Raw genomic sequence first — 20,554 nt, forward strand, 5'->3', positions numbered from 1 at the left:
ATCACGACAGGAGACGTTGATGTCACAGACACTCAGCGAGCGCACGATCGCGCTCGTCAAAGCCACGGTTCCCGCACTCGAAGCCCATGGTCTCGATATTGTCCATGAGATGTACGCGCGGATGTTCGAAAATCCCGAGATTCGCGACCTGTTCAACCAGTCGCACCATGGTGACGCGGGGTCACAGCCACGAGCCTTGACCGCCGCGATCCTCGCTTATGCGGCGAACATCGAGAATCTGGGCGCTCTTGCCCCAGCGGTCGAGCGGATTGCGCAAAAGCATGTCGGTCTGCAGATCCTGCCCGAACATTATCCCCATGTCGGTGAAGCGCTGCTCGGTGCCATCAAGGCCGTGCTCGGCGATGCCGCCACCGAAGAGATTCTCGCTGCCTGGGGCGAAGCCTATTGGTTCCTGGCCCATATCCTGATTGCACGCGAAGAGCGGCTTTACAAGGAGCACAGCACGGCCGACGGCGGTTGGGCGGGCTGGCGCACGTTCGCGGTCGACGAGGTCCGTCCCGAGAGCAGCGTCATCACCTCGTTCATCCTGCGCCCCACCGATGGGCGTCCGGTTATTCGCCACAAGCCCGGTCAATATCTGACCTTCTGGCTCGAGATTCCCGGGCATCCTCCGGTCAAACGCAATTATAGCATTTCACAAGCAGCCAATGGCGAGACCTATCGTATCTCGGTCAAACGCGAGCAGATGGGTCTCGCCTCGGGCTGGCTGCACGACCAGGCGAAGCCCGGCACCGTGCTCAAGGTGGCCGCGCCCGCAGGCGAGTTCTTCCTGACGGACAATCCCGAACGCCCGGTCGTGCTGATGTCCGGCGGAGTCGGCCTGACCCCGATGGTGGCAATGCTCGAAGCCATAGCGCAACAGCATCCTGACCTTCCCGTCCAATATCTTCATGGAACACTGGATGGCTCGACCCACGCACTGGCCAATGACGTCCACGCGCTCGCAACCGGTCACCCGAACATCCGCGTCACGAATTTCTACCAGACACCACGGGCAGAAGACGTTGCGGGCCGGGACTATGACCATGATGGCTTGATCGACGAGCCGTGGCTCACGGCCCATACGCCGATCGAAGAAGCAGACTATTACCTATGCGGCCCGCGACCGTTCCTGCGCGCGTTCGTCGCCACCTTGTCGCTCGCTGGCGTCGCATCGGACAGAATTCATTATGAGTTCTTCGGCCCCGCCGACGAACTACTCGCCGCCTGAAGGGACCGACCGACATGGATGACCTCACCATCGCGCGCATGATCCATATCCTGGCCGTCATTTGCTGGATCGGCGGGGTTGCGTTTGCAACCACCGTGGTCATCCCGTCGGTCAAAGCCCTGCCGTCATCGGAGCGGCTGACTGCCTTTCACCGCATTGAAAGCCGGTTCGCGCCGCAAGCGCGCATCTGGCTTCTCTTCGCGGGCGCAAGCGGCCTGTGGATGATCCAGCGCGGAGGAATGTGGGATCGCTTCGGTGATCTCCATTTCTGGTGGATGCACGCCATGCTATGCGTGTGGTCGATCTTCTTTGTGGTGCTGTTTATCGTTGAACCGCTGATCTTGCGTCGCCGGTTCGAGGTTTGGGCGGCAAGATCTCCGGATGGAGCGTTCAGGCTGCTCCACCGCGCGCATGTCCTTCTACTTGGTCTCAGCCTGGTTACCGTAATCGGTGCGGTTGCCGGAAGCCGCGGGTTTTCGCCACTTTAGATAGCCGATGAAGGAGTCCGACCGTTGTGCCTGATACCGAAAACAGATCGATAGATCCCGAACGCATCGAGGCGGTCGCGCACGCCGTCCATGCGCTTTGCCACGGACGATCCGATGTATCGCTAGCGGCGCATGTGGCGGCGGCGGTCGCCCAGCATTTTGCAGGCACCGCACCGATGACGGATTCTATTCTCGCGCAACGCGCTGCGCTGGAAACGGCCGTAACAAAGAGGGTGGAGCAGCTACAAGAGAGCCAAGCCGAGTCCGACGCAATCGACGAGGCATCGCGGGAATCCTTTCCTGCCAGCGACCCGCCCGCATGGATTTCAGGCCGACATTGACCGCTTCAGACAACGGTAGAAAGATAATTGATCATGGCACTTCATCACGCGCAGCACGGCGAGATCGTACATCTCTCAGGCTTGGGTGTGGGCGGAGATGATGCCCACACGACCGCCCTCGTCAAAACCGAGGCCTTCGAGGCGATCCACCTCCTCGTGCACGCTGGCGCCGTAATCCCGCCGCACCACGTTGCCGGGCAAGCGACGCTCCACTGCCTGCGTGGCAGAGTGCATGTATTGCTCGGAGACGCGAAGGCCATCCTGGAGATCGGCGACTGGATGTATCTCGATCGCGGCGAGGAGCATGGCATCGAAGGCATTGAAGATGGAGCCTTGCTGCTCACGATATTGTTCGAGCACCCAACTGTCTCAACCGTAAGCTGAGCGCATGCGAACTGCGATCATCATCAGCCGTTTTCGGCTGTTCTTTATGAGAGGCACCTTCCACTCTCCGCGCTGCCCTGCCTTCAACCGCCAATGGCGGGGCGTCTATCAGTCTACGGTCAGCTGGGCCCATTTCGGATGTTGAACGTGTGCCGGACCGTTCAACTCTTTCTAACCCTTCGGTTTCGCCAGGAGACGCGCAATGGACGAAGCCGCCCAACCCAAATTTGATCCTGAAGTCAGCCCCTTGTCGAAATGGTGGCTGCGATCGGTCCTGATGGTGATGATCCTTGGCTTTGTGGGGCTTCTGGCGATCACCATGCTCTCCTACCGGAACGCGCCACCCATCCCCGATACCGTGATTGATGCTCACGGAGAGACCCTGTTCACAGGTGATCAGATCCGCTCGGGACAGGCCATATTTCTGCGCTATGGCTTGATGGACAATGGCACGATCTGGGGACATGGGGCCTATCTTGGCCCTGATTTTTCAGCCGAAACGCTGCATCAGATTGGTGAGAGCCTAGCCACCTCCCTGGCACAACAACAATTCGCCAAGGCTTTGAACGCACTTACCCCTATCGAGACAGGGTCGATCCGCGGTCAGGTCGCCGTCACGCTGAAAACCAATCGTTTCGATCCTGCCAGCAACACTCTTCGCCTGACTGCGCCGGAGGCTATTGCCTACCGCGCGCAGACAGCCCGCTGGACATCCTATTTCATCAACCCAGCGCGCAACGGCGGTCTCGCGCCCAAGCTCATCACCGATCCGGCAGAATTGCGCGACTTGACTGCGTTTTTCTGCTGGACGGCCTGGGCGTCGGTCACCGATCGGCCTGGGGCGGATTATTCCTATACCAACAATTTTCCCTATGATCCCGGCGTTGGCAATGTCGCTCCGGCCGGGGCGCTCCTCTGGAGCACGCTTAGTCTGATCGCCCTGCTCGGCGGCATCGCGGCAGTACTGCTTGCATTCGGCAAATTCGATTATCTGGGCTGGATTACGCGGGGCCATAGCGCCACGCCGCAGGTGATCCCGGGACAGGCAAGCCCCGGCCAGCGCGCCCTCGTCAAATTCTTCGTTGTCGTTTCCTTGCTGTTTCTGATGCAGACGCTCGTAGGTGCTGCGGTTGCGCATTATCGCGCCGATCCAGGAAGTTTCTACGGCTTCCAGCTTGAGACTATCTTTCCGAGCAACCTGATGCGCATCTGGCACTTGCAGACCGCAATCTTCTGGATCGCAACGGCCTATGTAGCCGCCGCGCTGTTTTTGGGCCGCTCGCTGCGCGCCGACGAACCCCGCTGGCTGCCCGCAGCCATCCATCTTCTGTTCGCGGCTTTCGCCATCGTCATCGGCGCCAGTCTCCTTGGCGAATGGGCGGGCATCTCCGGGTGGCTTGGCGACTGGTGGTTCCTGTTCGGAAACCAGGGCTGGGAATATCTCGAGATCGGCCGCTTCTGGCAGTATCTGCTCGTTGTGGGACTATTGGCGTGGTTCGCGCTGCTCTGGTGGATTGCGCGGCCCAGCCAGGTCTCCAACGTCCATGCACGGCCGATCGCCCGGATGTTTCTGTTCGGCGCGCTGGCCATCCCCGTCTTCTACGTTCCCGCCCTCTTTTTTGGCGCCAAGACCAACTTTACCGTGGTCGATACCTGGCGCTTCTGGATCATCCATCTGTGGGTTGAAGGATTCTTCGAATTCTTCGCAACCACCGTAGTCGCGCTGATGTTGTTCCAATTGGGCCTCACGGGCCGGAACACAGCGCTGCGGGTAATTTATCTCGACGCGATCCTCTATTTCCTCGGCGGGCTGATGGGGACGGGGCATCACTGGTATTTTTCAGGACAGACCCAGATCAACATGGCGGCATCAGCGCTTTTCTCCGCGCTGGAGGTCGTGCCTCTGACATTGCTGACGCTCGACGCATGGGATTTTGTCCGCACGACGCGCAGCGAAACCGACAAAAGTGGCGTCGCCTCGGCGCTACCCCATAAATGGACGTTTTATTTCCTCATGGCCGTGGGATTCTGGAATTTCCTCGGCGCCGGAGTCTTCGGGTTCATGATTAATCTGCCGATCGTGAGCTATTATGAGGTTGGAACCATCCTGACGCCCAATCATGGCCATGCCGCTATGATGGGCGTCTTCGGCATGCTCGCCCTTGCCCTGATGGTGTTTGTGCTACGCCAGACGACTGACGTCGCGCGCTGGCCGAGCATCGAGAGATACGTCCGCATCGGGTTCTGGGGGAGCAACATCGGGCTCGCCTTGATGGTAATCCTGAGCTTGTTCCCTGCCGGAGTTTTGCAGGTATGGGATGTGCTGCAACATGGCTATTGGCACGCACGAAGCATCGCTTACACTGGCAGCAATATCGCGCGGCAGCTCGAATGGATGCGCTTACCCGCCGATCTGATCTTCATCATTTTTGGCGCCATTCCACTGATGATCGCTGCGCTGAAGGCCTATTGGGGGCTCTACATCAGGCCGCTCGATTCTCTTCAGATTAAGCTGCCCCCTCCACACTGACAGTCACTCCATTTGCCGAGTGTCGGATTGGTTCTCGTGGAGCAGCCAATTCTGCTATCCAGCCAGCTGCTGAGCGCGCAGGCATCAATCAGACCTTACGGAGCAAATAATGCGGACCGCTCTGTGGGGAAGCCCGCCCAGGACCTTGAGAATGGCCTATGTGCTCTCGAGAACGCTATCAGAGTCGCCTTGTCGCGGTCAGAGCGACCGTCCGCCATCGACCGAGATAGATGCACCAGTGACGAACGCACCAAGGTCGGTGCTCATCCAGAGCACGGCGTCGGCGATCTCCTCCGGCTTGCCCAGTCGGCCAAACGCCGCGAGGTCGATCGCCAGTCCGTTGATCTGCAGCGCGATGCGCTGATCGCGACAGGGGCGTAGATGAGCGGTACGTGTATTCGGCCAGTTCGCCGCGATGAAGCCCCTCGCCGCCAAATAGATAATTACTCGCGGCCCTTGACCCTGACACGATGTCAAACCCTAGATAGGGGGCGTCGATAAGGAGAACGGGAATGTCCGAGCCAAAATCCACGGCACATGACAGCCAAAATCATGTCTGCTGCGCGGGTCACGCGAAGAATGCGGTCGATCCCGCGGGTTCTCAGCAAGCCGTCGATCCTGTTTGCGGGATGACCGTCGATCCGGCGACGACTCAGCATCACGCCGAACATGACAGCACGGCCTATCATTTCTGCAGTGCCGGCTGCCGCGCCAAGTTCGTTACCGACCCGGCACGCTATCTTTCGAAGGGCGGGCAATCGCAGCCGGAAGTGTCTACGACCGCGATCTGGACCTGTCCGATGCATCCCGAAATCCGTCGGCCGGGACCAGGAGCCTGTCCGATCTGCGGCATGGCGCTCGAACCCGAGGTCGCGACGGCCGAGGCCGGACTCAGTCCCGAACTCGTCGATATGACGCGGCGCTTCTGGATCGCTCTGGCGCTCACTGTGCCCGTGTTCCTGCTCGAGATGGGCGGGCATCTGTTCCCGGCATTGCACCACCTCGTCTCCGAGCGGATATCGGGCTGGATCCAGTTCGCGCTGGCGACCCCCGTTGTGATCTGGGCGGGCTGGCCGTTTTTTGAGCGCGGCTGGGCATCGCTCCAGACGCGAAACCTCAACATGTTTACGCTGATCGCGATGGGAACAGGGGTCGCCTGGGCTTATAGCGTGGTGGCAACGCTCGCACCCGGCATATTCCCTGCGGCGTTCCGCATGATGGACGGTACGGTCGCGATCTATTTCGAGGCCGCTGCGGTCATCACCGTCCTTGTGCTTCTCGGACAGGTTTTGGAATTGCGCGCCCGCGAGCGCACCTCGGGTGCGATCAAGGCGCTCCTCAATCTCGCGCCGAAGACCGCCCGCCGGATCATGGCAGACGGTGGCGACGAGGAAGTCGCGGTCGACCTGATCGCCGTGGGCGACAGACTGCGCATTCGCCCCGGCGAAAAGGTGCCCGTGGATGCCGTGGTTGAGGATGGCCGCTCTTCGATCGACGAGTCGATGGTCACAGGCGAATCCATGCCGGTGACGAAAACTGTCGATGCTCATGTGGTCGCGGGAACGATGAACCAGACCGGATCGCTCATCGTGCGGGCCGACAAGGTTGGCCGCGATACGATGCTGGCGCGGATCGTCCAGATGGTGGCGGACGCGCAGCGTTCGCGCGCGCCGATCCAGCGCATGGCCGACAAGGTCGCGGGCTGGTTTGTCCCGGCGGTGCTCGGCGTCGCGCTGCTCTCGTTCGCACTATGGGCGATATGGGGTCCGGAGCCGCGACTGGCGCATGGCCTTGTAGCCGCTGTCGCGGTGCTGATCATCGCCTGCCCCTGCGCCCTGGGCCTCGCGACGCCGATGTCGATCATGGTCGGTATCGGCCGGGGTGCGGGCCTTGGCGTCCTGATCAAGAATGCCGAGGCGCTGGAGCGTATGGAGAAGGTCGATACGATCGTCGTCGACAAGACCGGCACGCTGACCGAAGGGCGACCTTCGGTGACAAGCATCGTGGCGATGGATGGCTTTTCGGAGCACGATCTTCTTCGTCTTGCGGCGAGCGTCGAGCGGGCGTCGGAGCATCCCCTGGCGCTCGCGATCGTTGCGGCCGCGAAGGATCGTGGCATCCCAGTTCCCGAGGTCTCCGACTTCGACTCGCCCACGGGCAAGGGCGCGGTCGGCACCGTGGACGGCAAGCGCATCTTTCTGGGCGGCGCGGCCTATCTCCAAGAGAGTGGCATCGACGTGTCGCCAGCGGCAGCAAGGGCCGATGAGTTGCGGGCGGACGGGGCGACGGCGATTTTTGCCGCCATTGACGGCCGGGTCGCCGGGATCCTGGCCATTGCCGATCCGATCAAGACGACTACGGCGAAGGCGCTGGTCGCCTTGCGGAAGGAGGGCGTGCGCGTGGTCATGCTGACGGGCGACAACCGGACGACCGCCGAGGCGGTGGCCCGGAAACTCGGCATCGACGCGGTTGAAGCAGAGGTGCTGCCCGAACAAAAGAGCGCCGTCGTCCTGCGCCTGCAACGTGAAGGCCATGTCGTCGCCATGGCCGGCGATGGGGTGAACGACGCGCCGGCGCTGGCGGCAGCGGACGTCGGCATTGCCATGGGCTCGGGCACCGATGTTGCCATTGAAAGCGCCGGAATAACGCTACTCAAGGGCGATCTCAATGGCATCGTGCGGGCGCGACGGCTGAGCGAGGCGACGATGGCCAACATCCGCCAGAACCTGTTCTTCGCCTTCATCTACAATGCGGCTGGCGTCCCCATTGCCGCCGGGCTTCTATACCCAGTCTTCGGCATCGTTCTGTCGCCAGTGATCGCCGCTGCCGCGATGGCCCTGTCATCGGTCAGCGTCGTCACCAACGCGCTGCGTCTCAATCGGGTAAAGCTGTGAACATCGGCGGCGCGGCGGCGGCGAGCGGGGTCTCGCAGCGGATGATCCGCCACTACGAGAAGATCGGGCTTATCCCGTCGCCACCGCGACGTGACAGCGGATATCGTGACTATTCGGAAGCGGACATACATCGCCTGCAGTTTATCGCGAATGCCCGGGATCTGGGATTTCCGATCGAGGAAATCCGCGTGTTGCTCGATCTCTGGTCCGATCGCGATCGCGCCAGCGCCGAGGTCAAGGCGCTGGCGGAATCGCGCGCCGCAGACCTCGGTCGGAAGGCCGATGCGCTCAACGCCATGCGCGGAGCATTGCTAGACTTGGCGAAAGACTGCCACGGCAATGATCGACCAGAATGTCCGATACTCACGCGTTTGGCTTCCTGACGCTCCAGCTCGTCGAGAAGCGTGCCAATCAGCATGGGGCCAGTCGCTCCGATCGGATGACCGAGCGCGCATGCGGGACCACCGATAGCAAGCTCGAAGATCCAATGTCGTCGCCTAAAATAGGGTAAGCATAGGCAAGGCGTCGGCAGCGTGGTAGGTTGATTTATCACCCGACCTCCTCTGCAGGCGTCCTGTGACAGAGGGATCATCGTGCCTTCGCCTGCAAGTGCAAGGCCGGACAATGACGTTTGCCGATTCCCTCAACATCGCAACGGGCTGACCGGAGTGCCGACAACACTTCCTGTGCGGAACCTCGAAGAGGCGAATCTGCTCGCTCATGCGATTGTGAACACGATCCCCGAGCCCTTTCTCGTCCTCGACGCCGATCTACGGGTGCTTGAGGCAAGCCGCTCCTTCTACGAGATTTTCAAGGTTGCGCCTGGGCAGACGCAGGGCTGCCTGCTCTATGCTCTTGGCCATGGGCAATGGGACATTCCCGCGCTGCGGTTGCTGCTCGAGACGATATTGCCTGAACGAGTAGCAATGGACGGGTTTGAGGTCGATCACGATTTTCCGGTGATTGGCCACCGCATCATGCTGCTTAACGCCCGCAAAGTCCTGTACGACGAGAGCGATACCATGGCGATTCTTCTCGCTTTTCGCGACGTGACCGAACGGCGCGCGATCGAACAGGAGAAGGAAGCCCTGCTTAAACGCTCGGAAGAATTGCGGCGGCAGAACGAGGTTTTGCTGCAGGAGATGAAGCACCGCGTCGCCAACAGCCTTCAGATCATCGCCAGCATTTTGATGCTGAAGGCGCGGGCGGTTTCCTCCGACGAGACGCGTTTCCATCTCCAGGATGCGCACCAACGGGTAATGTCGGTCGCGGCTGTGCAGCAGCATCTCGACATGTCCGATGGCATCGACCAGATCGAGGTCGGCAACTATCTCCAAAAGCTATGTACCGGTCTTGGCACGTCGATGATCGGCGACAGCCAGCCCGTAACGATAACCGTGAGCTCCGACACCGGCATGATCCCGTCAGCGAAGGCAGTGAGCCTAGGGTTGATCGTCACCGAGCTCGTGATCAATGCGCTCAAATACGCCTTTCCCATTCATCACCCCGAAGCAACGATCGATGTGCGCTATGCGATCGATCAGGACGATTGGACGATGATCGTTTCGGACAATGGTGTCGGCAAAGATGCCGACAAGCCGCCGAAGGCCGATGGTGGCCTCGGCACCACGATCGTGGCGGCGCTCGCTAAGCAGTTGGATGCCAAAGTCACGATGACGACCAGCCCGGCAGGATTCAGCGTTACTGTCGCACGCGCAGCGGCAGCGACACCGCTGCTGCAGGGGGCTTAACCGCGATGCGTAAGGAGCCGTTGCCAACGCCTTTACCCGCGTTTCGTTTTCTCGCCCCCGGTGCCTTCTCGCCGAAGCGGAACGGTCGGCAGCGGAGCGAGTTGCGCATGCCGCGCTGCCTTCTTTCACCCTTCTGGGACGATTCGGGATCTCGGGCGTGCAGCGACCCAATCCGAACTTGTTCCCGGCGCTGATTCCTTGTTCACCGTGGCCTAGGCGCTACGCCACGCGCCACCCTGATGGGCGCAAAGCACTGAGATGCGCGGGTTGAACTACTTGTCGTCTTAACGATGGTCACCCGATCTTCGCCATTAGCCGCCCGGCGGCGCCGTGCTCCGCAGCCAAATTCCGGTTATAGGAAAGCGGCATACGAGGAGATTTCCACCGCAGTGCGTCCATGATGCCGGCAAGATCCTCGCCGCTCGTAAACAGATCCTGATTGAGCCCGACCCGCGTCGAATGCGCGCTGATCCCCTTGAGCAGCCGAGCAAGATCGTCCGCCGTCAGATCCGCGAGCGCACCGGCATCGAAGGCCCGCTGGATCATCGCTCGATAGACCTGTCCGACCGACGCAGGGTGAAGCGCCCCCTCCCCGACATCGTACTCGACCCGCGCTGGCACCGCCCGCTTTGACAGAGCCTTGCGCAGATCCCAGGTCTCACGCCCGGAGATGCTGTCAATCGACCGGCCCCGCACTGCCGCCTTGGCTTTGTAGCGCCGCACGTTCACGCGCCGAAACACCGCCCCCTTCTCGATCCCGGCCGCCTCCAGCCAGGCTGCGATCGCCCGCACCGTTCGGGGGCTGAGGTAGGCGGTTGCCCCCTCCCCGTCCTGATCGCCTTTGCTGCGCGGGATGCTCAACAGCCGCGCCTCGGCATCGATCGCCTCAATGACATGCTCGACCTGAATCGCCACGAGTTCCGAGGCGCGAAGCCCGGTATCGTAACCGGCCGACAGCAGCGCGCGATCGCGCAGGCCCGGAAGATCGTCCGCGCAGCTTTCGAGCAGCGCCCGCACATTCAGGCCGCGGGGCTCATCGCGCTCGACATTGCGCACCGGCCCCTTGAACCGCAGCGGCCGGGCCTGCTTCTGTGCCGTTCCAAGCCGGCGACGGATCGCCTGCAGTCGGAGCTTCACCAGCGACGCCGGCGTCGGATCCTTGAGATCGAGCAGCAGGTGGATCCTGGCGATCGACGCCTTGTAGCGGCCAAGCGAGGCCGGCTTGCTGCCCTTCTCCGCGCGGGCGTCAAGATAGTCCGCCACGGTCTCCGGAGTTGCTGGGAGCGATATGCGGTTGTGACGCCGGCACCAGAGATCGAACGCCTCAAGGTCGGACTTGAGCGCGCGGATGCTGTGGGGCGAAGACGCTGCCTGATATGCGGCGATCAGCGCTTCGTTAACGACGATGGGCTCGCCGGCGCGCATCTTCACGATTGCCCAGGAAAGATCGTCGGCCGACGCCGTCGGCGCTGGCACGGCTTCCCCCGTCAATAGGGCGTTGTCGTCGAGGTGTGAGGGCTGATCCATCGGAGCGATGTGTAGCGCACCGTATAAAGAGCCGTCAAATATGGACCTGTGATAACTGTATTATCAAAATGTGCATATTGATGAATCACATGTTTTCATCGACTTAACATACCTATTATTAACGCGCCGGAATTTTGTAAGCACCATTTAAATGTCCCATCCCACTATTGTAGCTATCCTCGACGCGACTGTCCCAGCTGCTGGCAAAATTCCTCCAAGAACTGTCACCATCGATACGCCGGGACCCAACACGAGCAAGCCGGGCACGAAGGCAAAGCCGCGCTTTCGCACATTCGTGACGAGATCGTCTGCCCCGTTGAAGAGCCCTGCTGACCACGGTTATCGCTCGCGTGCCCTCAATTGCTGTTGAATGCGCCGACCGATAGATCGCAGAAATCCTGAGTTAGGGCCGCTAAACGCGGAAATGGTCTGTTCAAGCGCGGCTTTCGATAAAGATAAACTCTGCCCCTTGCGGGCAATGACCGTCCGGTTGAGACTGCCGATCGATGGCACGCTGACCGCGTTGCCGGCAAAACAATGTTCGACCCGCGCCTGATTAAGCAGTCAATTCGGATCGTCGCCCCACAGATTGACAACCAGAAGTCCTCCCAATTGGAGGCGCCTGAAGCAATGAAGGTAGAATTCTGTGCTGCACAATTGCGAGGGCTGTCCGCCGGCCGTAAACCCGTCGAGAAGGATGACATCCGGCCTGTCGGAGGACGAACGGACATGCCGCGCGCCATCATCGCACAGGGTGCGAAACCTATCACTCTCTGCGGGGACGAAGAAATGATCGCGCAACGCGATCACGTCTGGATCGATCTCAACGACCGTGATGTCGCTTCGCGGTAATGTATGGCGACAATATTTTGCAAGCGACCCGCCTCCGAGCCCTATTATTTCGACCTGTTGGGGCGCGGGCGCGAAGAACAGAAAGCCCATCATCGCTTTGGTGTAGTCGAGGGTCAGCTTGAGCGGATTCGCGATGCTCATCCCGCTTTGGACGCAGGTCCAATCGAAATGCAACGACCGGATGTCGCCACTTTCCGAGACGAACGGCTTGCCCGTTTTTGGATCCCCGACGGTCGCTCGGCCAGGCCATATTCCTTCTCGCCGCAGAGACTGGATGTGTTTCACCAAAATCGCTTCGAAAAGACGATCGGACCCGCTGTCGGCGTGTTTGCGCACGCAGTTCCACGCGCCAAAAAGAGCGGCGACGACCCCGGGCTTGTCAGCGGTCGCCACGATGGTTCCGCGGGCTTGAGCATGCAGCGACAGGGTCACAAGGCCAAACCGGCCCGAGACACGCCCCGATGGCTGAACGCCTCCGAACGAGCGTGCTGACCGTTGAGCCGTTCCAGGCATTGCTATAGTATGCGAACCGGAAAATCATGGCGACCAAATTCCTCACTGTTCTGGTCCAAGGTGACCCGTCATTCGAATGGGAAGTGGCGTTGGAAGACGTTCCACTTGACTGGGACGACGCCAGCGGCGCGTCCGCGGATCTGCTTGTCTGCTGGGTCAGGCAGTCGAGGCCTATCCGCCTGAAGATTGGCGCCGCGAGATCATCCTTTCATGCGGCCCGGGCGGATGGCGGAAAACTGGCGCGTTCGATCACCGTAAGGTGCCCGAACCTTCCTATCCCAGGTGGCGACCAGGGGATTAATGACGCATCGCCTGCATTTCTTCGAACTTTGCCGCTTTTTCGTACATTTCCTGCCAAGCCGCGGCAGCGCGCATGAGCTGGTCTCGGACGTTGGGAAGGTTTTGGGCCTGGGCGTCACGGCGACATCCTTCCGCGCGAGACATAAACAAAGAACTATTGCGTAATGTGGCTTTTACTGGCGCTTCATGAAGCATCTGACAGATCTCCGATCATGTGATGTGAAAGGTGTCGTTCAATTGGTGCTGACATCGTTTCTGTTTGGTTTGAAAAGTTGGTCACGCGCCATGTCCTTTGGCGAGATAGTCTTGCGAGCCCATCTCGTTGAGGCGTGACACGGTGCGATCGAACTCGAAGGCGTCGTCGTCGGCGTTATAGAGGGCGTCGGGCACGGCATCGGCCGCCGCCAGCAATTTGACGCTATTCTCATACAGCGTGTCGATCAGAAGCTTGAAGCGCGCGGCCTCGGAGCGAAGGTCGGGACCCAGCAAAGGAATCCCGACTAGGATGAGCGTGTGGTAGCGATGCGCAAGCGCGAGATAATCCGGTATCCCGCGCGGCTCCCCGCACAGGCGCTTGAACGAGAAAACGGCCACGCCCTTGAGCGCCTTCGGCACGAACATCTCCCGTCCCCCGCGGACCGTGATCGTTTCCGACGGGACGTTGTCCCGATCTTCGACCGGAAAGTCGGTCAGACGGAAGAAGGCGCGGCTGAGTGCCTCCGTCGCCGCAGGCCCGTTCGGGACATGCCAGGTCTGAAACCCACCGAGGCGCTGCATCCGATAATCGATAGGACCATCAAGCGTCAGTACATCGAGCCGCTCCCGAAGGAGCGCGATAAACGGCAAGAAATGTTCGCGATTCAGCCCATTTTTATAGAGGTCTTCGGGTGGGCGATTGGACGTTGCGATAATCGCGACGCCTCTCTCGATGATCCGCGTGAACAGCCGCGACAAGATCATTGCGTCCGCTGAATTGGTGACGATCATTTCGTCGAACGCGATCAGCGCAACTTCGGAGGCCATCGCCTCCGCGACAATAAGGACGGGATCGCCCTTCGCGGCGGCACGCTCAACACGAAGACGATCATGCACTTCCTGCATGAACTCGTGGAAATGCACACGGCGCTTGTTGGGGATGTCGACGCACTCGAAAAACAAATCCATGAGCATCGACTTTCCGCGGCCTACGCCTCCCCACAAGTAGGCGCCGCGAGGAACCGGCGCCTTCGCACGCGAAAAACGAGACAGTAGCCCGCCACGTTGAGCAGGCGTTTCCAGCTGGGCAACGAACCGTCCGAGATGTTCCACGACCTGGCGCTGCGCGGGATCCAGTCGGAGCTGGGCCGTCGCGATCGCGTCGTCATATCGGTTGAGCAGTTTAAGCGATGGCAAAGCGATGTCCCGAGAGATCGACAAGGAGTGAAGCACGGATGGCCGTCTCCGCACGAGGGTGGTGACTGTCGCACCGGCCAGCTTCATTTTGGAAGCGTTGGGTCCTCGTCTTGTGAGGGAGGAACCGCCGGTTTGTTCTCGAACCCGTGCATGCCCAGCCACCATTGCAACGCGATGATACCCCCTTTGGCGGGTTGCAGCAGCGCAAGCATCAAGGTCAACGCCAAGGGCAGGATGATCGCGACCTGCGCCGCACTGGAGAGATTCGCGTCGCGCACGAGAAGGATGATGATCGGGGCCATGATGTGCCCGGTCAGCAGGATTGACACATAAGCTGGAAAGTCGTCGGCGCGCTGATGGCTCCAATCCTGACCGCATGCCGGACATAGCGGAAGCGGCTTCAAGAACTGCGGGAAGAGCTTGGCGCCAGCGCATTTGGGGCAGAGACCACGCGCGCCACGCCCGACCGCCTCCCAACCCGATTGCGGAAGCGGCCCTTTCTTCGGCGGGTCATTCCTGCGCTTGGGGGGCGGCACGTCAGACCGACGATCAAAGGGCGTTGAAAAGAAGTAAGTCATGGTGCTCCGCGTGGCTTGTGACGGCATGGCTCGCTTTGCTCCACTGATCCGGGTTCGGGACATTCGCCCGCGTCGCGACGCCGGTGCCACACGGGATACACGTCGACTGGTCCTCCTCATCACGCCCGCAGCGGTTCAAGGATCGAAACGCAGTTGGCGACGGCGCCACCGCCCATATTGAAACACACGCCAAGCTCGGCGCCGGGTACCTGCATATCGCCCGCTGTCCCGGTCAACTGACGCGCGGCAAGGACGTGCATGGACACGCCCGTTGCCCCGACGGGATGTCCTTTGGCCTTCAGGCCCCCCGAGAGGTTGATCGGCAAGCGGCCGCCTCGTTCCGTTTGTCCCTCGGCAACAAGCTTGCGGGCGTCGCCTGGGGCGCACAGCCCCATCGCCTCCATGGTGAGCAGCTCAGCGATGGTGAAACAGTCGTGCACCTCGGCGAAATTCAGGTCATGAACCGTTATTCCGGCGGCCCGGTAGGCGCGCTCGAAGGCATGGCGTGGCCCCTCAAACGCTGCGAGATCCTTGCGCGACATTGGCAGGAGGTCATTGACCTGCTCGAACGCGCGGAACCCAACCGCGCGTTGCAACTGCTTCACGACATCCGCATGCGCGATCACGACGGCAGCGGCGCCATCGGAGATCAACGAGCAATCCGTCACTTTGAGCGGTGCCGCGATGACGGGGTTGCGCTCCGACGCGGTCAGGCAAAACTCGAGTGCCATCTCCTTGCGAAGATGCGCCAACGGGTTGCTCATTGCATTGTGATGATTTTTAACGGCGATCCGTGCCATCGTTTCGGTCGGGTCGCCGTATCGTTCGGCATAGGCTTTGGCGAACTCGGCGAAGATCGCTGGAAAGGAAAGTTCGCCCTCTTCTGCCTGATAGCTCGCGCCCGACAAGGCGCGCGTAACGCCAGCGGTATCAAGGCCGGTCATCTTCTCCGCGCCGACCACGAGCGCGATCCTGACCCGGCCGCTCTGGACGGCGTCGAGCGCCGAGTAGAGCGCGGCGGAGCCGGACGCACATGCGTTCTCGCAGCGAGTTGCAGGCTTGAAGCGCAGCGCCGGGTCGGCGCCAAGCACCATCGACGAGCAGAAAGCGTCCGGAACCATACCAGAGTTGAAATGACCAAGCCAAATGGCGTCGATGTCTTTGGCATCGACGCCTGCGTGCGTGATCGCTTCGCGCGCCGCGGTGACGATGAGGCTTTCCAAGGTTTCGCCTGACAGCTTCCCGAAGGGGGTGTGGCCCCAGCCGACGATCGCAGCTCGATTCTTCAGTTTCGTCATCTATCCCTCGCAACCCATTGCTGAAGTCGCAGGGTTTGACCGACCCGATGCCTTCGACACCCCCTTGCAGAGGTGTTGCCACGCCTTGATCGCTACGCACTTCATAGTAGATATATAAAGCAGATTAGATAGTATGTGAAGTAGCAATGATGAGGTATAAAACATCATATTAGATTTTAGCGATTGAAGCTGCCGCTGCCAGGGGGGCGAACCGAGAAGCTCAGGGGCGGGGTTCGTTGTCCTGATCCGCTGCGCTGGTGCGCTTGAGTTGCTCCAGTCGCGCTTGCTCTGCGCGATCGCGGAGTTCCTTCTGCTGGTCATGCCAGCGCCCACCCGCCAATGTGGGGATGATGAAGATGATCATCAGGATCACACAGATCAGGCCGATCCAGAAGTAGATCATGCTGTTGTCTCCCTTCCTGTTGCGATGGGGCGGGTTGCCGGTTGCTACTGGAGGCGTTCGATGATGATCGCCGGCGCCATGCCACCCCCCGCGCACATGGTGACCAGGCCACGTTTGAGATCGCGGCGCTCAAGCTCATCAAGCAGCGTGCCGATCAGCATCGGCCCGGTCGCGCCGATCGGATGACCAAGCGCACACGCCCCCCCGTTGACGTTCACCGTGTCGCGATCGAGATCGAGGTCGCGCATGAACTTCTCTGCCACCACCGCGAAGGCCTCATTGACCTCCCAGAGATCGATATCCTCCTTGCGCAAGCGAGCCTTTTCTAGGACCCGCCGTGCAGCGGGAACCGGCGCGTTGAGCATCAAGGTCGGGCAATCACCCATATTCGCCACCATCACGATGCGCGCGCGCGGTTTCCAAGCCAGACCGGGATATTTCTGATTGATCAGCTGCCTGAACGTGGGGCCGCCCTCAACGAGAGCATGGTCGGCGATTGCCGCGAAACTGGGCTTCAGGCCCGCCAGTGTCTCGGCTGTCGTCTCGGGGCGCGGATATTCGTCATGGTCGAGCGCGACGCTGCCGTCTTCGTTGAAAACGGTGACGAGGCTCTTGGCGAAGCGGCCCTCGCGGATGGCAACATCGGCGCGGCGTTGGCTTTCGAGGCCGAGCATATCGACATCCCGTCGGGTGATACCCTCGCGGGCGGCGATGGCGTCCGCGCATACGCCTTGGTTGGACTGCGGATGGATCTGCTGGAGCGCGGGATTGCCCGATCCCATGCCCATTGGTTTAAGACCACCGGCGGCCTCTTCGGCCGCGATCTGGGCGTGATACGACATCATCTCGATGCCGCCAGCGACAACACAGTCGGCAAGACCCGAGATGATCTGCCCGGCCGCGAGATTGACGCCGGTGATTCCGCCGCCGCAGAAGCGGTCGAGCGTCACCCCGCTGCTTGTTGGATCATACCCTGCCAGCAGAGCCGCCATGCGACCGAGGTCCCCGCCCTGCTTGCCCTTCTGCGTGCTGGTCGAGCAGATGAACGTCGACCTCCGCGGTATCGAGATCGTTGCGTTCGGCGAGCGCGCGCAAGACCGTCGCCCCAAGATGCTGGGGATGGAGATGGGCCAGCGACCCCTTGCCGGGCTTTCCGATGCCGCGCGGCGTCCGCACGCTATCGATAATATACGCAATGCCCATGGCAATATCTCCTGTTGGTCCGTGCGGTGCCGCGCTGCGGACAATCAACTGTGATGCGGACGCGTGTCGGGCTCGTCACTTTCAAAGCGCTTGGACAGCAGCACGACGCTGCCGATCGCGTAGCCAAGCTTTTGGTAGAAGCGGACGGTTTCGCGATTTTCGGATCGCACCATCAGCTGGATCTTGGGAATACCGAGTTCTTCGATCCAGGCCTCGCAAGCAGCCATCATCTGCCCGCCAAAGCCACATCGCTGATGGCTCGGAGCAACAGCCAGATAATACACCCAACCGCGATGACCGTCGCTTCCAACCATTGCTGTCGCGATCAGGGTCTCGCCCAAAAAACCGCCAAGGATCGTCGAGGTCGGTGTGGCCAGCGCGCGCTCGGCATCGGATTGCGGATTATTCCACGGACGAATGTGGTCGGTGACCCACCACAGCGCGATGACGGCCTGAAGCTCTGCGGCCACGACCCTTCGAATCTTGAGGATCGAGGCCATCACCACGAGCCGTGCCGAGACCGATCGCCACATTGTGGTTCACGGCGATCGCACCGGCCAACCGCCTTTTGGCGCGAGGAACCCTCGCCATTCGCGCTACGCCAAGCAACATCACGAACAGGTACGATGCTTCGTCTAAAGCCGCTGTGGAATCGATAGCCAGTGGCCCAAGACTTCAGCTGCTCCCGAAACAAGGGACCGCGAGAATTGTCGTGATCGAGACGCAACGCGCGTCGATCACGCGATCGGCAGATGATGTGCGACGGGCGATCGGCTCCAGAAGGGAATTGAGCGGCTGTCACGCTTAGGCAGCGACGGCTGGCGCAGCGTCCCGAACGGATTGATCGACGGCATCGGCGAATTGGCCGAAATTCTCAACGAACAGCGAGACGAGCTTAGCGGCCGTCGCATCATAGGCTGCCGGATCCGCCCAGGTCGACCGCGGGTCGAGGATGGCATCGTCAACGCCGGGGACTGCTACCGGGACCTTGAAACCGAAATTGGGATCCTGGCGGAATTCAACATCGTTCAGGCTCCCATCGAGAGCAGCATTGAGCAAGGTCCGCGTGACTTTGATCGGCATCCGCCGGCCCGTGCCATATTGCCCGCCGGTCCAGCCCGTGTTGACGAGCCAGCAGTCGACAGCGCCCTTGGCGATGCGATCTCGCAGGAGATTGCCGTAGACCGAGGGGTGACGGGGCATGAACGGCGCGCCGAAACAGGTCGAGAAGGTGGCTTCGGGTTCCGTGACGCCAATTTCGGTCCCGGCGACCTTGGCGGTGTACCCCGACAGGAAGTGATACATCGCTTGCGCGGGCGTGAGCTTGGCGATCGGGGGCAAAACGCCGAACGCATCGGCGGTCAGCATCACGAGATTGCGCGGCACCGGCCCCATATTGTCGTGCGACGCATTGGGGATGAAATCGATCGGATAGGCTCCGCGCGTGTTTTCGGCGAGCGTCGCATCGTCGAGGTCGAGTTGGCGCGTGTCGGCATCCATCACGACATTTTCGAGAATGGTCCCAAACCGTTTTGTCGTTGCGAAGATCTCGGGCTCGGCCTCGGCCGACAGCCGGATCATCTTGGCATAGCAACCGCCTTCGAAGTTGAACACAGCGGTGTCCGACCACCCATGTTCATCATCACCGATCAAAATGCGGCTGGCGTCGGCTGAGAGCGTGGTCTTGCCGGTCCCCGACAAGCCAAAGAAGATCGCCGTATCGCCATCGGAGCCGATATTTGCGGAACAATGCATCGGCATGACGCCAAGCGGCGGCAGGACATAGTTGAGGATCGAGAACACGGCCTTCTTCATCTCGCCGGCGTAAGCGGTGCCCCCGATCAGGATGGTCTTTCGTGTGAAGTCGACCGCCACGATCGTTTCCGAGCGGCAACCATGCCGCTTCGGATCCGCCTTGAAGGAGGGGAGATCGATGATCGTATACTCGGGCGCGAAGGCCGCCAGTTCCGCTGTGTCGGGGCGCACCAGCAATGTCCGAACAAATTGCGAGTGCCAGGCCAGTTCGGTGACGACGCGGACATTGACGCGATATTCGGGCTGCGATCCACCGAACAGATCCTGGATGAACACCGTGTCGAGTGTCGCGAGATGGGCAAGAAAGTCACGCTGCAGGACGTCGAAATGATCAGGCGACATGCCCTGATTGATCTTGCCCCACCAGATCGCTTCCTCGGTAATCCGATCGCGGACGATGAATTTATCCTTCGCCGAGCGACCCGTATGGGCACCGGTCTCGACGACCAGGGGGCCGTTCTCGGCTAGACGGCCTTCTTCGCGTCGCAGTGCGGCTTCCACGAGGAAGGGGACATCAGCGTTGTGATGAACGACAGTCCCGGATTCGAAGCTAAAGCCATCGAAAGCAGGTGCGCCAGCGTTGAATCCCATCGGTATCTCCGTTTCACAAGTCGATTGAAAAGATGTCAGGCCGCGTCGCGAGGGGGGCGACCAGAGACGATGCGGGCGGCCTCTTCCAAGGCAAAACCCAGCTCGAACATCAGCTCGGCCGCTTCCGATGCGGTCAGGGCCATGTCGACGGTCCCGTCACCGGTGCGCACCTCGAGGATCACCGTCCGCGCGCCGCCAGTATGGCTGGTGTCGAGCGCTCGTGCCGACACACCACGCCCGCGAACCCGCGCGAGCGAAACAACAGATCCGCGCTCGGGCAGCGAATTCGAGGAAGGAGCGGTGCCGCTCATGCCGCTGCTGTCCAGGCTGGCGACCGACTGGAAGCATTGGGGCCGGGATGTGCTACAGGCCAGCTGACGAACATCATTGACTTGCGTACCCTTCCCTTACCAAGGACCGGCGGAGCCGACCGAGTCTGCTGCACTGCGGTAAACGCATGCAC

Annotated in this window: 19 protein-coding genes and 1 pseudogene; 8 read left to right on the forward strand and 12 right to left on the reverse strand. The window is 61.0% G+C overall.

Going from position 1 to position 20,554, the window contains the following annotated elements:
- Positions 1 to 19: 19 nt before the first annotated feature.
- From hmpA to ACODSN_RS13095, 5 genes are all read left to right on the forward strand, one after another.
- Positions 20 to 1,231 (forward strand): NO-inducible flavohemoprotein, encoded by a 1,212-nt coding sequence (gene hmpA, locus ACODSN_RS13075; protein ID WP_137903128.1) that lies wholly within the window; start codon positions 20 to 22, stop codon positions 1,229 to 1,231.
- Positions 1,232 to 1,245: 14 nt separating this feature from the next.
- A complete protein-coding gene (locus ACODSN_RS13080) occupies positions 1,246 to 1,719 on the forward strand; it encodes a hypothetical protein (RefSeq protein WP_133722785.1) in 474 nt (157 codons plus the stop codon).
- Between the two features lie 26 nt (positions 1,720 to 1,745).
- Positions 1,746 to 2,060, forward strand: coding sequence for a hypothetical protein (locus tag ACODSN_RS13085; protein ID WP_133722784.1), 315 nt, complete (start codon positions 1,746 to 1,748; stop codon positions 2,058 to 2,060).
- A 33-nt stretch (positions 2,061 to 2,093) separates the two neighbouring features.
- A complete protein-coding gene (locus ACODSN_RS13090; protein WP_133722783.1) occupies positions 2,094 to 2,444 on the forward strand; it encodes a cupin domain-containing protein in 351 nt (116 codons plus the stop codon).
- Between the two features lie 202 nt (positions 2,445 to 2,646).
- Positions 2,647 to 4,974 (forward strand): nitric-oxide reductase large subunit, encoded by a 2,328-nt coding sequence (locus ACODSN_RS13095; RefSeq protein WP_340266541.1) that lies wholly within the window; start codon positions 2,647 to 2,649, stop codon positions 4,972 to 4,974.
- A 198-nt stretch (positions 4,975 to 5,172) separates the two neighbouring features.
- Here the strand turns inward: ACODSN_RS13095 and ACODSN_RS13100 are convergent, their stop codons facing one another.
- The gene (locus ACODSN_RS13100) at positions 5,173 to 5,409 is read right to left on the reverse strand and encodes an SDR family oxidoreductase (protein WP_235955112.1); all 237 of its coding nucleotides are present in this window, start codon (positions 5,407 to 5,409) and stop codon (positions 5,173 to 5,175) included.
- A 77-nt stretch (positions 5,410 to 5,486) separates the two neighbouring features.
- On the opposite strand from ACODSN_RS13100, the gene ACODSN_RS13105 reads away from it, so the two are divergent.
- The 3 genes from ACODSN_RS13105 to ACODSN_RS13115 all read left to right on the forward strand — a co-directional run bounded on the left by ACODSN_RS13105 (position 5,487) and on the right by ACODSN_RS13115 (position 9,619).
- Complete coding sequence (locus ACODSN_RS13105; RefSeq protein ID WP_340266546.1) at positions 5,487 to 7,868, forward strand: heavy metal translocating P-type ATPase; 2,382 nt, start codon at positions 5,487 to 5,489, stop codon at positions 7,866 to 7,868.
- Entirely contained in the window at positions 7,865 to 8,251 is a 387-nt protein-coding gene (cueR, locus tag ACODSN_RS13110) for a Cu(I)-responsive transcriptional regulator (protein WP_137903125.1), read from the forward strand. Before ACODSN_RS13105 ends, cueR begins: the two co-directional genes overlap by 4 nt.
- Positions 8,252 to 8,536: 285 nt before the next feature.
- On the forward strand, positions 8,537 to 9,619 hold the full coding sequence (locus ACODSN_RS13115; protein ID WP_169574382.1) for a sensor histidine kinase: 1,083 nt from the start codon (positions 8,537 to 8,539) through the stop codon (positions 9,617 to 9,619).
- Positions 9,620 to 9,913: 294 nt separating this feature from the next.
- On the opposite strand, the gene ACODSN_RS13120 is transcribed toward ACODSN_RS13115, so the two are convergent.
- From ACODSN_RS13120 to ACODSN_RS13170, 11 genes and pseudogenes are all read right to left on the reverse strand, one after another.
- The gene (locus ACODSN_RS13120) at positions 9,914 to 11,044 is read right to left on the reverse strand and encodes a site-specific integrase (RefSeq protein ID WP_235955124.1); all 1,131 of its coding nucleotides are present in this window, start codon (positions 11,042 to 11,044) and stop codon (positions 9,914 to 9,916) included.
- Between the two features lie 666 nt (positions 11,045 to 11,710).
- A complete protein-coding gene (locus ACODSN_RS13125) occupies positions 11,711 to 12,430 on the reverse strand; it encodes a fused MFS/spermidine synthase (protein WP_489055938.1) in 720 nt (239 codons plus the stop codon).
- A 378-nt stretch (positions 12,431 to 12,808) separates the two neighbouring features.
- Positions 12,809 to 13,006: a hypothetical protein gene (locus ACODSN_RS13130; protein WP_489055939.1), complete on the reverse strand. Its 198-nt coding sequence runs from the start codon at positions 13,004 to 13,006 to the stop codon at positions 12,809 to 12,811.
- An 81-nt stretch (positions 13,007 to 13,087) separates the two neighbouring features.
- Positions 13,088 to 14,290 (reverse strand): cell division protein ZapE, encoded by a 1,203-nt coding sequence (zapE, locus tag ACODSN_RS13135; protein ID WP_489055940.1) that lies wholly within the window; start codon positions 14,288 to 14,290, stop codon positions 13,088 to 13,090.
- Positions 14,287 to 14,781, reverse strand: a complete 495-nt coding sequence (locus ACODSN_RS13140; RefSeq protein ID WP_489055941.1) for a DUF983 domain-containing protein — start codon at positions 14,779 to 14,781, stop codon at positions 14,287 to 14,289. The genes zapE and ACODSN_RS13140 overlap by 4 nt, the downstream gene beginning before the upstream one ends.
- A 119-nt stretch (positions 14,782 to 14,900) precedes the next feature.
- Positions 14,901 to 16,079 carry an acetyl-CoA acetyltransferase gene (locus ACODSN_RS13145; protein WP_489055942.1) on the reverse strand — a complete coding sequence of 393 codons (1,179 nt, stop codon included), beginning with the start codon at positions 16,077 to 16,079 and terminating at the stop codon, positions 14,901 to 14,903.
- A gap of 220 nt (positions 16,080 to 16,299) precedes the next feature.
- The gene (locus tag ACODSN_RS13150) at positions 16,300 to 16,482 is read right to left on the reverse strand and encodes a hypothetical protein (RefSeq protein ID WP_489055943.1); all 183 of its coding nucleotides are present in this window, start codon (positions 16,480 to 16,482) and stop codon (positions 16,300 to 16,302) included.
- 44 nt (positions 16,483 to 16,526) lie between these two features.
- A pseudogene (locus ACODSN_RS13155) lies at positions 16,527 to 17,685 on the reverse strand (acetyl-CoA C-acyltransferase).
- Positions 17,686 to 17,729: 44 nt separating this feature from the next.
- On the reverse strand, positions 17,730 to 18,185 hold the full coding sequence (locus ACODSN_RS13160; protein WP_489055944.1) for a GNAT family acetyltransferase: 456 nt from the start codon (positions 18,183 to 18,185) through the stop codon (positions 17,730 to 17,732).
- 304 nt (positions 18,186 to 18,489) lie between these two features.
- Complete coding sequence (locus ACODSN_RS13165; protein WP_489055945.1) at positions 18,490 to 20,091, reverse strand: phosphoenolpyruvate carboxykinase; 1,602 nt, start codon at positions 20,089 to 20,091, stop codon at positions 18,490 to 18,492.
- A gap of 35 nt (positions 20,092 to 20,126) precedes the next feature.
- Complete coding sequence (locus tag ACODSN_RS13170) at positions 20,127 to 20,402, reverse strand: hypothetical protein (RefSeq protein WP_489055946.1); 276 nt, start codon at positions 20,400 to 20,402, stop codon at positions 20,127 to 20,129.
- Positions 20,403 to 20,554: the final 152 nt, after the last annotated feature.

This window comes from Sphingobium sp. FG11, assembly GCF_057809915.1.